The organism is Cetobacterium sp., from assembly GCF_051658645.1.
Classification (GTDB): Bacteria; Fusobacteriota; Fusobacteriia; order Fusobacteriales; family Fusobacteriaceae; genus Cetobacterium_A.
The window spans coordinates 22162-35176 of record NZ_JBOFMZ010000023.1; the positions used below are offsets into that span (position 1 = coordinate 22162).

10 protein-coding genes are annotated in these 13015 nt (G+C 29.1%); 2 read left to right on the forward strand and 8 right to left on the reverse strand.

The annotated features are described in order from the left end of the window. Positions 1-5: 5 nt before the first annotated feature. Both ACRCZX_RS01630 and ACRCZX_RS01635 read right to left on the reverse strand, forming a co-directional pair. Positions 6-449 (reverse strand): Dps family protein, encoded by a 444-nt coding sequence (locus ACRCZX_RS01630; RefSeq protein WP_438581200.1) that lies wholly within the window; start codon positions 447-449, stop codon positions 6-8. A gap of 80 nt (positions 450-529) precedes the next feature. Next, positions 530-1039 carry a hypothetical protein gene (locus ACRCZX_RS01635; RefSeq protein ID WP_438581201.1) on the reverse strand — a complete coding sequence of 170 codons (510 nt, stop codon included), beginning with the start codon at positions 1037-1039 and terminating at the stop codon, positions 530-532. A gap of 162 nt (positions 1040-1201) precedes the next feature. Between ACRCZX_RS01635 and hcp the strand changes: the two genes are divergently transcribed. After that, complete coding sequence (gene hcp, locus ACRCZX_RS01640) at positions 1202-2869, forward strand: hydroxylamine reductase (RefSeq protein WP_438581202.1); 1668 nt, start codon at positions 1202-1204, stop codon at positions 2867-2869. A 47-nt stretch (positions 2870-2916) separates the two neighbouring features. Here the strand turns inward: hcp and cfa are convergent, their stop codons facing one another. Then, a complete protein-coding gene (cfa, locus tag ACRCZX_RS01645; RefSeq protein ID WP_438581203.1) occupies positions 2917-4047 on the reverse strand; it encodes a cyclopropane fatty acyl phospholipid synthase in 1131 nt (376 codons plus the stop codon). Positions 4048-4303: 256 nt separating this feature from the next. Between cfa and ACRCZX_RS01650 the strand changes: the two genes are divergently transcribed. Next, positions 4304-4942 carry a carbonic anhydrase gene (locus tag ACRCZX_RS01650; RefSeq protein ID WP_438581204.1) on the forward strand — a complete coding sequence of 213 codons (639 nt, stop codon included), beginning with the start codon at positions 4304-4306 and terminating at the stop codon, positions 4940-4942. 40 nt (positions 4943-4982) lie between these two features. Here the strand turns inward: ACRCZX_RS01650 and ACRCZX_RS01655 are convergent, their stop codons facing one another. Genes ACRCZX_RS01655 through ACRCZX_RS01675 form a run of 5 tightly spaced genes read right to left on the reverse strand, consistent with a single transcriptional unit; the run spans position 4983 to position 13014 of the window. Continuing rightward, the gene (locus tag ACRCZX_RS01655; protein WP_438581205.1) at positions 4983-6920 is read right to left on the reverse strand and encodes a glycoside hydrolase family 13 protein; all 1938 of its coding nucleotides are present in this window, start codon (positions 6918-6920) and stop codon (positions 4983-4985) included. Further along, complete coding sequence (locus tag ACRCZX_RS01660) at positions 6913-9345, reverse strand: glycogen/starch/alpha-glucan phosphorylase (RefSeq protein ID WP_438581206.1); 2433 nt, start codon at positions 9343-9345, stop codon at positions 6913-6915. The genes ACRCZX_RS01655 and ACRCZX_RS01660 overlap by 8 nt, the downstream gene beginning before the upstream one ends. Then, positions 9342-10784 carry a glycogen synthase GlgA gene (glgA, locus tag ACRCZX_RS01665; protein ID WP_438581207.1) on the reverse strand — a complete coding sequence of 481 codons (1443 nt, stop codon included), beginning with the start codon at positions 10782-10784 and terminating at the stop codon, positions 9342-9344. The genes ACRCZX_RS01660 and glgA overlap by 4 nt, the downstream gene beginning before the upstream one ends. Before the next feature lie 20 nt (positions 10785-10804). Continuing rightward, on the reverse strand, positions 10805-11896 hold the full coding sequence (gene glgD, locus ACRCZX_RS01670) for a glucose-1-phosphate adenylyltransferase subunit GlgD (RefSeq protein ID WP_438581208.1): 1092 nt from the start codon (positions 11894-11896) through the stop codon (positions 10805-10807). After that, positions 11896-13014 (reverse strand): glucose-1-phosphate adenylyltransferase, encoded by a 1119-nt coding sequence (locus ACRCZX_RS01675; protein WP_438581209.1) that lies wholly within the window; start codon positions 13012-13014, stop codon positions 11896-11898. Before ACRCZX_RS01675 ends, glgD begins: the two co-directional genes overlap by 1 nt. Position 13015: the final 1 nt, after the last annotated feature.

Sequence of the window (13015 nt, forward strand, 5' to 3'; positions counted from 1 at the left end):
TTTTATTATGCTACCCAAGCTCCAAACATCCAGATGTGCTTTTGGTAAAGAGCACCAATTTCTGTCATCAAAGAAAGAGTTTCTCCATCACCATTTTTTTCAGCTATTTTCATTATTAGATTAATTTCAGTTAATAACAGTTTAAAATCATGAAGCATATAGTTAACAGCTTCTTTAGCTCCGTATGGCTTTGTTTCAGCTTCTGCTAAAACAGTATGCTGTAAGTAGACATGAAGAGAAGCGTGAGGTCTATGACCAACCATAAGAAGCCTCTCAGCTACAGAATCTATTTGAGTATCAATCTCTGCCATAATTCCATCTAACATTGGATGTATAACAAAGAAATGCTCTCCAACTAAATTCCAATGGAAGTTGTGAACCTTTGTTTTGAAAACATGTAGATCACCAACAAATTTATTCATTTGAAATGCTAAACTCATTTTATCCATAATTTTAATCCTCCTATAATAAAAGTTCATTTTATACATTAAATTTCACTCATATTATTCTCGAAAAAAAATAATTTCCTTTAATTATTTTGAGAAAAGCTACGATATATTTTTCCAAAATATTTTTGATAGATAGTTTTTTCAACGTTTCCATTCGGATATATTTTTTGAACAGTTACTTCAATTCCAGATTCAGCATCGATATAGTCAATTATTTCATATTCATTATTGTTAGACACCCAACTATTTCCAATTTTGAATGGAGTTTTTAAAATAGTTTCTTTTTTAGTCAAATTAATAGAATCAAAATTAAAACTAGACTCTTCTCCAACAAAAACTAAATCTACAGAAGTTTTATTTAAAAGATATACTCTTTCAACTCTAGTTGCAGTATCAACTGTTTCTTCTACTAGAAATTTCAAATTATCTTTTTTTACTATTTTGCTAGATGTTTTAATGCCGCCTTTTTCAAATCCACCACTATATACAAAATTTCCAGAAACAAAGAAATCAGATATATTATCATTTTGAACAGCACTACAACCAATAAGAACAAATAAAAATCCTAACATGAAAAAATATTTTTTCATAAATCCTCCTAGTCTAACCATATTCTTGATTAATTAACTCAATTATACTCTTAAAATGAAAAAAATTCTAGTTAATTTCATTTTCTGTAACATATGTTACAGAAAAATATAAACTATACTGATATAATAGAGATATATAATTTATAAATAGAGGAGAAAAAAATGGAAAAAGTACCAATGTTTTGTTTTCAATGTCAAGAAACAGCAGGAAATAAAGGCTGCTCAGTAGTTGGAGTTTGCGGAAAAAAACCAACAACTTCAAATCTTCAAGATTTACTTATTTATACAGCAAAAGGAATCTCTATTTTAAGAGAAGCTTTAACTTTAGAAACTAGATTAGAAAATGTAAAATTCAACTCAGAAGTTGATTATTATATAACAAATGCATTATTTATAACTATAACAAATGCAAACTTTGATGATAAAATGATTTCAGAAGAGATATTAAAGGGCTTAGAATTAAGAACTAAATTAGCATCTATAATGAAAGATTTAAATTTAGAGCCAAAAAGATTAAAAAATCATGATGCAATGACATTTGTAACTTCAACAATAGAAGAGATGAACAAAAAATCTCTAAGTATTGGAGTTTTATCAACAATTAATCAAGATGTAAGATCTTTAAGAGAACTTGTTATATATGGATTAAAAGGAATGGCAGCTTATTATGAACACTCTGTAAATTTAGGATATCAAAAATCAGAAATTGTTATGTTTATAGAAAAAGCTTTAGTTTCAACTTTGGATGATAGCTTAGAACTAGGAGATTTAGTAGCTTTAACTTTAGAAACTGGAAAGTTTGGAGTAGATGTAATGGCTTTATTAGATTCTGCTAATACAGGTAAATTTGGAAATCCAGAGATAACAGAAGTAAATATCGGAGTTAGAAACAATCCAGGAATTTTAATTTCAGGACATGATTTAAATGATATAGTTCAACTTTTAGAAGCAACAGATGGAACAGGAGTGGATGTTTATACTCACTCAGAGATGTTACCAGCTCATTACTATCCAGAGTTAAAAAAGTACTCTCACTTAGCTGGAAATTATGGAAATGCTTGGTGGAAACAAAAAGAAGAGTTCGAAACTTTCAACGGACCAATTATCTTTACAACAAATTGTATTGTTCCACCAAAATCAGGTGCTGCTTATGAAGGGAAAGTATTTACAACAAATGCAACTGGATTCCCAGGTTGGACTAGAATTGCTGAAAAAGATGGTAAAAAAGATTTCTCAGAAGTTATAGCATTAGCAAAAATTTCAAAATCACCAACTGAAATAGAAACAGGAAAAATTATAGGTGGATTTGCTCATAACCAAGTTTTTGCCTTAGCAGATAAAGTTGTAGATGCAGTTAAATCAGGTGCTATAAAAAGATTCTATGTAATGGCTGGTTGTGATGGAAGAATGAAGTCAAGAGATTATTATACAGAATTTGCAGCAAATCTACCAAAAGATACAGTTATCTTAACAGCTGGATGTGCAAAGTATAAGTATAACAAGTTAAACTTAGGAGATATCGGTGGAATCCCAAGAGTTTTAGATGCAGGACAATGTAATGATTCATATTCATTAGCATTAATTGCTTTAAAATTAAAAGAGGTATTTGGATTGGAAGATATAAATGAGTTACCAATTGCTTATAATATTGCTTGGTATGAGCAAAAAGCAGTAATCGTTTTACTAGCATTATTACACTTAGGAGTAAAAAATATAAACATCGGACCAACAATTCCTGCATTCTTATCTGGAAATGTTTTAAAAGTTTTAATTGAAAACTTTAATATAGGAAGTATTAGTACAGTAGAAGAGGATTTAAAAAAATTCTAAAAATAAAAAAAGACACTTTTAAAGGTGTCTTTTTTTTGAAGAAAAAATTAATATCTATATTCTAATTTATCTAATTTCTTTTTAGTTAAAACAATTTGCCATAAACCTAAATCTTTAGCTCTAAATGCTCCTGCACAAGAAAGTAAGTAGTATTCCCATACTCTTTTAAATTTCTCATCGTATTCATCTTTAATTTTATCCCAATTTTTGATAAAGTTTTCATGCCAACACATAAGAGTCTTATCATAATCTTGTCCAAAATCATGCCAATCTTCCATAAAGAAAGTACTTTCAATAGATTTTCCAATTGCTTCAATTGAAGGAATTGAACCATTTGGGAAGATGTATTTTTTGATCCAAGGATCAGCTTGAGGATTGCTTTTTAATCCACCAATTGTATGTAATAAGAAAACACCGTCATCTTTCAATAAAGTTGACATTTTATTCATAAAAGTAGTGTAGTTTTGATATCCAACATGTTCAAACATTCCAACTGAAACAACTCTATCAAATTGCTCACTTTCAAATTCTCTATAATCTTTATAAACAAAAGTAACTGGAAGTCCTTCACAAAGTTCTTCTCCTAATTTTATTTGTTCTTTAGAAAGAGTAATACCAGTACATATAGCACCATACTTTTCAGCTGCATATTTCATGAAAGGTCCCCAACCACAACCAACATCTAAAACTGTCATTCCAGGTTTTAAACCTATCTTTTTACAAATTAAATCTAATTTGTGCTCTTGAGCTTCATCTAAATTTTTTGCATTTTTCCAATATCCACAAGTATAAACCATTCTTTTGTCTAACATATTGTAGAATAGGTTGTTTCCAGTATCATAATGAAATGAAATATCTTTTTTAGAGTTAAAAATACTTTGTGGATTCATCATATCTTTAAATCTTTCTTTTACTGCATTAAGAGCTAATTGAGTATTATATTTATCCTCTAAGTTTCCTCTTAAAATTTTGAAAATGAATTGATCTACATGCTCAGATTCCCAAGTTTTATCTACGTATCCTTCTCCTAATCCAAGAGATCCGTTTACTAAAATCTTTTTATAAAAACTTTCATCATTAACAGTAATTAAACCAGAATTTTCATTATTAATATCAATACCTGCACCTTTTAATAAATTAGTAACAGTATCTTTCGAACTCATAATTTTTGAACTCATAATTGCACTCCTTATATATTCTCTATTTTTTATATTTATATTAGTAGCTATTATCAAAGATTAATACTTTGATATCTTTTGTCGTATATTTAAATGATTTATAATTAAAATCACTACTTGAATTATAAGTCAACTTTTGATAAAAAGCAAGCTTTTTTATTTTTTTATCACACAATTTATTTTTAAAAAACTAGAGAAAAATTGTAAAGTATAGTATAATATTCGAAATACTCTATATAATTGAAGGAGGAGAAAGATGCAAAATTACAATGATTTATTAAAAGAAAATTTAGACTGGGTTCAAAAAAAATTGGATTTAGATAAAGATTATTTTGAAAAACTATCTAAAGGACAAAATCCACCGTTTTTATATATTGGGTGTTCAGATAGTAGAATGCCAATTGATACTTTTACACAAAGTGAACCTGGAAGTTTTTTTATCCATAGAAATATAGCAAATCAAGTTTTTCCAAATGATATGAATTTTTTAGCTACTCTAGAGTATGCTGTAGAACAACTTGAGGTAAAACATATAATTGTTTCAGGACACTATGAGTGTGGTGGAATAAAAACTGCTCATGATAAATGTAGAGACTCGTCTATAATTTCGAGTTGGTTAATGCCGATAAAAAAAATTGAGGTTGAAAATAAAGAAGAGTTAGAAAACTTAAAAACCGAAGAAGAAAGATTAGATAGGCTAACAGAATTAAATGTGTTAGAGCAATTAAAGCATATATTTGAAATAGCTATTATAAGAAATAAAATAGAAAGTGGAAAATATCCAAAAATACATGGATGGATTTTAGATATCAGACATGGTAAAATAGCAGAGTTAGAAATTCCAATTCAAGATTGGAAAGAGAAGGGAATAATTCCAAAAGAATATGAAATCTAAATAGGAAAAAAGCCGAGCAGGGGGGGTGCTCGGCTTTTTTTTAGACACTTTTACTACTAAACAAAAGTGTCTTTAGTGGGGGGATTTTTATTGGGAAATCAGTAGATGAATCTATTGGAACGATTAGGGATTCATTCCAAAGATATATGTCAGTCGTAATATTATTACTAAACTGCCCGACTAATTCCTTTAAATTTAATTTAAAAAATTTAGATTTATAAGGGCTACGATTACTTATAACTCCAATAAAGTCATTTGTATTAGGTAGATACCTAATATATCCAAAAACATCAGGATGTGGAGAGAAGAATTTCACCTCACCTTTTTTTAAAATCTTAGAATTGTATCTTAAAGATGTAATTTTTTGATACCATTTTAAAAGATTGCTGTCTTCAGAACCCCAAGGATAAGTTCTTCTGTTGTCAGGGTCTTTACCTCCTTCTAATCCAACTTCATCTCCATAATATATTACAGGTACCCCTGGAAGTGTAAATTGAATTAAACTTAAAGATTTTAAAACTCTAGTTACAGCAGCACCCTGAAGTTGGGTATCAATATTAAAGCATTTCACAATATCTTTTACAGAAGTTTTAATCCGTTTTACATCATGACTGCTTAAAAGGTTATAATTTGAGAAATAGTTTTCTGCTGGATAATTTTCTCTTAAAGAGTTCATATATTTTAAAAGAGTTTCACTATCAATTGAACCATTATAAAAATTGAGTAAATAAGTTCTAAGAGGATAGTTCATAACAGAATCAAGTTGTTTTCCATTGAAATACTCTCTTCTTTGACCATAACTTATCTTATTACTAGCATCTTCCCAAACTTCTCCAATTATGATTGCATCAGAATCAATTTTTTTACATTTATACCTAAAGTTTTCAATAAAGAAACTTGGTAGCTCATCAGCAACATCTAACCTCCAACCTTTGATTCCAGTTTTCATCCAGTGATTAACAACACTATTTTCACCTTCAACAATATATTTAAAAAAACTAGGTTCTAATTCATTTACACAAGGCAGATCTTTAATTCCCCACCAAGAATCATAATCATAAGGATACTCTTTGAATCTATACCAAGAATAAAAAGGAGATTTTGTAGATCTAGAAGCATCTTTAAAGTAGATACTATCTTTACCAGTATGATTAAAGACACCATCTAATATTGTACAAATTCCACGTTGCTTACACTCTCTAACCATCTCTTTAAAATCTTTTAAAGTTCCAAGAATAGGATCGATATTATGATAGTTCGTTGTATCATATCTGTGATTACTAGTAGCTTCAAATATAGGATTAAGATAAAGAGTGCCTACATTTAAATCTTTTAAATAGCCTATATTTTGTGTAATTCCCTTTAAATTACCACCAAAAAAATCCCATCGAACAATCTCTCCTTTTGAGTTTTTGATATACATAGGTTTATCATTCCAACGACCATAAATAAAACTATTTTCTTTTGTGGCATTTAATTTACCATCACGATTAGCATTGCAGAATCTATCTGGAAATATTTGATATGCAATACTTTCTTTAAACCACTTTGGAGAGGGGTTGTTTTTATAAAAAAGAGTTATTTGATAATCAATTGGATGATTTTCATAGATACTACCAACGCCACCCAATCCTAAAGAGTTGTTTCCGTAATAAAAAATAGAGTTGCTATTTCCAATTAAAAATTTAAAGTGATAGAAAAGAGTTTTAGGAAGAGAAGGTGTCTTAAAATGAAGAGACCAGACTATATAGTCACGGTCTCTTATTTTTTTCTCTTTCTTTTTATACAACTTAAACTCTGATTCTTTACCATTTTTTAGTATTAATCTAACATCTAAACAGTTTATTGATACTTCTGTTAATATATTAAAAGTTATTTCTTCACCACAAGCTGTGGCACCAAACGGCATTTTAAAATCAATATCTTGAGAATTAAATAAGATAGAATCAGGCTGTAAAAAGTAAGAGATGCTATTCACCTTTTTTTACCTCCTTTATATGCCAAATATCTTCAGCATAATTTTTAATACTGTTATCAGAAGAGAATTTACCTGAATGAGCTATATTTGCTAAACACATTTGAAGCCAACCTTTTCTATTTTCATAGAGAGTGTTGATTTTAAATTGAGCATCAATATAAGCAGGGAAATCTTTTAAAACGAAGTAAGGATCACCTTCACCAAAAATATGGTTTAATATATCGTTAAATTCATCATGATTACTTGAGAAAGTACCATCTTTGAGTTGATGAATAATCTTTTGTAAATCAGGATTAGAATCTAAAAACTCTTTATAATTATAGCTACGATTTTTTTCAAGCTCCATAACTTCTTGAGAAGTCAAACCAAAGATAACAATATTATCATCTCCAACTTCATCATAAATTTCAACGTTAGCTCCATCAAGAGTAGCTAACGTTATAGCTCCATTCATCATCAACTTCATATTTCCTGTTCCAGAAGCTTCTTTTGATGCAGTAGAAATTTGCTCACTTACATCTCCAGCAGGGATTATTAATTCAGCTATAGAAACACCATAGTTTTCAAGAAAAACAACTTTGATTTTATTTCTAATACTAGCGTCGTTATTTACAACTTCAGCAACTGAAGTTATAAGTTTTATAATATTTTTAGCTAAATAATAAGATGGAGCTGCTTTTGCTCCAAAGAAGAAGGTTCTAGGAACAATATCAAGTTCTGGATTTTCTTTAAGTTGATTGTAAAGATACATAATATGAAAAACATTTAGAAGCTGTCGCTTATATGCATGCAATCTTTTTATTTGCACATCGAAAATAGAGAACGGATTGATATCAATGTTATAATTTCTTTTAACAAATCGAACAACCTTTTCTTTATTATTTAATTTAATTTTATCGAGTTTTTGTAAAACGTCTTCGTCATTTGTACATTTTAAGAAGTTAATAAATTTATTCGTATCTTCAATGCATTCATTACCACTATTTTCAATAACTAATTTATAGAGTTCAGGATTAGCATTTTTAAGCCATCTTCTATGAGTTATTCCATTTGTTTTATTATTAAACTTTTCAGGATAGAATAAATAAAAATCTTTTAATTCACGACTTTTTAAAATTTCAGTATGAATTTTAGCTACTCCATTTACTGAATGAGAACCGACAATAGCTAAATTAGCCATTCTAATTTCACCATTGTAAATTATTTTCATAGAGTTAATTTTGTAAATATCATTGTTATATTTTTTGTTGATTTCTTCACAGAATCTTCGATCGATTTCTTCTATAATCATAAGAATTCTAGGAATAGTTTTTCTAAACATATCATAAGGCCACTTTTCCATAGCTTCAGATAAGATAGTGTGATTTGTATAAGCAAGAGTTTTAACTGTTATATCCCAAGCTGTATCCCAATCTAATTTTTCTTCATCTAAAAGTAGTCTCATAAGTTCTCCAACAGCTATAGCTGGATGTGTATCGTTTATATGAATTCCAATAAAATCAGAAAATCTATGAATTGGTTCTTTTAATTTTCTATATTTTTTTAGAATTGTTTGAAGACCAGCACTAACAAAGAAATACTCTTGTTTTAGACGTAAAAGTTTACCTTGAAAACTAGAATCATCAGGATATAAAACTTGTGAAATTGCTTCGACAGCATATTTTTTATCTATATACTTTTGATAATCTCCTTTTTGCAAACCACCTAAATCAATTTCTTCATCAGGTAACTCAGCACTAAAAAGTCTTAGAGTATTTACAGTTTCTCTACTAGAACCTAAAATAGGAATATCATATGGAACCGCAACTATTTCTTCACATCCAGAGTACACTGGTTCTAAACCGTGATGTGTTTTAGTTAAAACAACATTACCACCAAATTTAATAACAACACTTTTTTCTGGTTTTTTTATCTCCCAAAGAAAATCCTCTTTCAACCAGTTGTTTAAAAGTTCTTTTTGATAACCATTTACAATTTTTTGATTGAAAAGACCATGTTTAAATCGAATACCACAACCATGTCCAGGTAAACCCAAAGAAGCAAGTGAATCCATAAAGCAAGCAGCAAGCCTTCCAAGTCCACCGTTACCAAGAGCAGGATCAGGCTCAACAGCAAGCAGCTCTTCTAAATCAATTCCTAAATCTTTTAATCCATCTTGAACAGTGTTTCTTATATTTAAATTTAAAAGATATGAATTTAATAGTCTTCCAATTAAAAACTCCATTGAAAAATAATATATCTGTTTTGATTGTTTTTTTACATAGGTATTATTTGTATCAGCCCACATCTCTGTTATATAATCTCTTACAAGTTTTCCTAGAGCTAAATATTTGTGCTCTAAAGAAGCTTCAGTAGGTGTTTGTGCAAAAGTTAGAGTAAGTCTTTTTATATAATCTTCTTTAAATTGATTTTTATTTAATTTCATAAAATTCCCCCGTAAAGTGATTTATATTTTTTTGCAGATTCTTTCCATTCGGAATTGTATTTCATAGCTGATCGAGTAAGTGCAGTCCAAGCTTTTTTATTTTTATAGAAGATTTCAGCAGCGGCTTCTAATTTAAATAACATATCATGTGCATTGTAGTTCTGAAAAACAAAACCAGTTCCTTTTAAAGTAGTTTTATCAAAATCAGAAACGGTATCTTTTAATCCACCAGTTTCTCGAACTAAAGGAATAGTTCCATATCTCATAGCTGTAAGTTGCCCAATACCACAAGGTTCAAAAAGAGATGGCATCAAAAATAAATCTGAAGCTCCGTAAATTTTTCTTGCTAATTCATCACTAAAAGTTATATTAGCAGATAGTTTATCTTCATGAGTATATGAGTAGTAATTAAATAGATCTTCATATTGAACATCTCCAGTTCCTAAAACGACAAACTGTAAATTTATATTTAAAATATCATCCATTACAGATTTTATAAGATCAAGACCTTTTTGACTAACTAGACGTGAGACTAATCCAACCATGAAAATATTTTCATCTACAGGCAATCCCAATCTTTTTTGAAGCTCGGTTTTATTGACAGCTTTTTTCTTTAAATTACTAAGCCCAAATTTAGTAAAAAGTTTATCATCTTTTCTAGGGTCATATAAATTATAGTCGATTCCATTTACAATACCGTGAACCTTATCTCCAAGCTCTATGATAAGCCCATCTAATTTCTCGCCATAGAAAGGATAAGTAATCTCTTTTGAATATGTTTCGCTTACAGTTGTAACAACATCAGAATAAATGAGTCCACCTTTCATAAATGAAACACCATCATAAAATTTTAGTTTGTCCTCTGAATAATATGAACCGTCTAAACCTAAAAGTTCTCCTAAAATATTAGGAGAAAAAACACCTTGATATTTTAAGTTGTGTATAGTGAAAACAGTTTTTATATTTTTAAAAAGGTTATCTTCTTTATAAAAAGCTTTTAAAAGAACAGGAATCATACCAGTATGCCAATCGTTACAATGAATAACATCTGGAATAAAGTTAGGAATAATTCGAACTGCCTCTAAAACAGCTCTACAGTAGAAAGAGAAAATTTCACCGTCATCATAATGTCCATAGGGAACATGTCTTTTAAAATAGTACTCATTATCTATAAAATAAAAATCAACACCATCATGTTCACAATGAAAAAGACCAGCATATTGATTTCTCCAACCGACAGGAACTGTAAAATCACCTATAAAATTCATTTTATCAACGAATTTTTGAGGTATATTTCCATTTTTAGGAAGAATAACTTTGGCGTTAACTCCAACTTTTTTTAAAGCTTTAGGAAGAGCAAGGGAAACATCCCCGAGCCCTCCTACTTTTAAAAATGGATCAGCTTCTGAAGTAGCAAAAAGTAGATTAATATTTTTCAATTTTTTTCCTCCTGTTCAGATTAAAACTTATATTTTTTTTGAATAACAAGAGGATAGAAAGGATTTCCTTCAAGCTCTGTGCTTTCTAAAACAACATTTTTATCAACAATAACGTTTTTTAAATTCGTACCAGATTTAATTATACAGTTTTGAAGAATAATACAGTTTTCTAAATAAGCTCCTTTTTCAACAGTAACATATCTAGAAAGAACACTGTTTTTAACAGTTCCATCAACTAAACATTCGTTTGAAATTATAGAGTTTTTAACAACTGCATTATTTAAATAATGAGTAGGAATTGAGTCTTTAACTTTACTAAATATTGGTCTATTTTCATTGAAAAATAGTTCTTTTAAGATTTTTGTTTCAATTAAATCCATATTGGTTTTAAAGAAATTAGATAGTGAATTTAAACAAGAAAGATACTCTTTATGCTCAAATCCCCCTATATTTAAATTATTTCTGCTTCTGTAAATAACGTCTTTTAAACTTAAATCACGAGTTGGCTTTGATAAAATTAAAGATATTAACAGTGATTTTTTCAATAAGAATATTTCAGTTGATATATTTTTATTTTTTTTAGGTAGATAGTTAGCAAAAATTCTATTTAGATGATTTTTTTCGTTGAATTCTAAGATGTCACATCCAACAAAATTTTCATTCAAATCGTCTATAGTTTTGTATATAACAGTGATATCGTTATCAGAAAGTTCATGGAACTGTATTGCTGCTTCTAAATCAATGTTAGCGATCATATATGTAGGAGCAATAACAACCATTCCTTCTTTGTTTTCTAATAGGTCATCAAAATTTTCAAGCAATAATTCAGTATCAGTATTAGAATTATCACTATGAAGAGTAAGTCCACCATTTTTTCTATTAAGACCCCAAGATTTTGATACATCAAGATGATTTTTTAATGAACGACAATTTTTGCTAGAAAGCACGTGTATATTATTAACTCCAGCATTTCTCATATATGAAAGTGGAAAGTCAATTGCACGATATTTCCCAGCAATAGGAACAGTTGCAACTCCTCTATTTTCTGTTAAAGCTTTTAAAAGTTCTTTGCTCTCAAAAGATGTTATAATTCCAGTGTAGTTTGATAGCATTATTTTTCCTCCCCAGTGATAAATAATATTTCATCTTTTTTTCCAAATTGTTGTCCTTCTTCGACAATAACATTTTCGCCTAAAATAATTCTATCAATATAGCTATCTTTTTTTATAACAGCTCCAGCTAAAACAACACTATTATAAACTCTAGCTCCCTCTTCAATAACAACTTCAGCAGAAATAACAGAGTTTATAACCTCGCCTTTAATAATACATCCTTCTGAAATTATAGAGTTTTTAATAGATGCTGTTTCTTCTAATAAATGCCCAGGTTTATTTGTTGCTTGAGAATAAATTCTCCACTTTTTATCAAATAAATCTATAGGATTTGAGCTATCTAGTAGATCCATATTAGAAGCCCATAAGCTTTCAATAGTTCCAACATCTTTCCAGTAGCCAGAGAAAGGATATGCCATTAATTTTTCACGTTGCTCTAATAAATTTGGAATTATATTTTTACCAAAATCTTTTTCAGAAGTTGTATCTGATTGATCTTCTCTTAAAGCTTTTTTAAGTACAGACCAGTTAAATATATATATACCCATGCTTGCTAGAGTACTTTTAGGTTTTAAAGGTTTTTCATCGAACTCATAAATTGCTCCATTTTCATCAGTATTCATAATTCCAAAACGAGATGCTTCATCTAATGGAACATCAATAACAGCAACAGTAGCAGCAGCTTTTTGAGCAATATGGAAATCTAACATTTTATCATAATCCATTTTATAAATATGATCTCCAGAAAGAATAAGAACATATTCAGGATTATACATATCAATGTAGTTTTCGTTTTGGTAGATAGCATCAGCGGTTCCTTTATACCAGCAATTGCCATTTTCTGTTGAGTATGGAGGTAGAATACTAACTCCAGCTCCTTCAATATCTAAATCCCAAGAACTTCCAATACCGATGTGTCTACTTAAAAGAAATGGTTTGTATTGAACTAAAACCCCAACAGTATCAATACCTGAGTTAACACAGTTGCTTAGTGGAAAATCTATAATTCTATATTTCCCTCCAAATGGAACAGCAGGTTTTGCAACATCTTTTGTCAATTTTTTTAATCGACTACCTTGCCCCCCAGCTAAAATCATAGCGATCATTTTCTTTTTCATT

What these genes read in the sequence shown, in the direction of transcription:
- ACRCZX_RS01660 (WP_438581206.1), bottom strand. Translation starts at nt 9,345, where the DNA reads ATGAAATTAAATAAAAATCAATTTAAAGAAGATTATATAAAAAGACTT.
- ACRCZX_RS01635 (WP_438581201.1), bottom strand. Translation starts at nt 1,039, where the DNA reads ATGAAAAAATATTTTTTCATGTTAGGATTTTTATTTGTTCTTATTGGT.
- glgD (WP_438581208.1), bottom strand. Translation starts at nt 11,896, where the DNA reads ATGCTATCAAACTACACTGGAATTATAACATCTTTTGAGAGCAAAGAA.
- ACRCZX_RS01650 (WP_438581204.1), top strand. Translation starts at nt 4,304, where the DNA reads ATGCAAAATTACAATGATTTATTAAAAGAAAATTTAGACTGGGTTCAA.
- cfa (WP_438581203.1), bottom strand. Translation starts at nt 4,047, where the DNA reads ATGAGTTCAAAAATTATGAGTTCGAAAGATACTGTTACTAATTTATTA.
- hcp (WP_438581202.1), top strand. Translation starts at nt 1,202, where the DNA reads ATGGAAAAAGTACCAATGTTTTGTTTTCAATGTCAAGAAACAGCAGGA.
- ACRCZX_RS01675 (WP_438581209.1), bottom strand. Translation starts at nt 13,014, where the DNA reads ATGAAAAAGAAAATGATCGCTATGATTTTAGCTGGGGGGCAAGGTAGT.
- ACRCZX_RS01630 (WP_438581200.1), bottom strand. Translation starts at nt 449, where the DNA reads ATGGATAAAATGAGTTTAGCATTTCAAATGAATAAATTTGTTGGTGAT.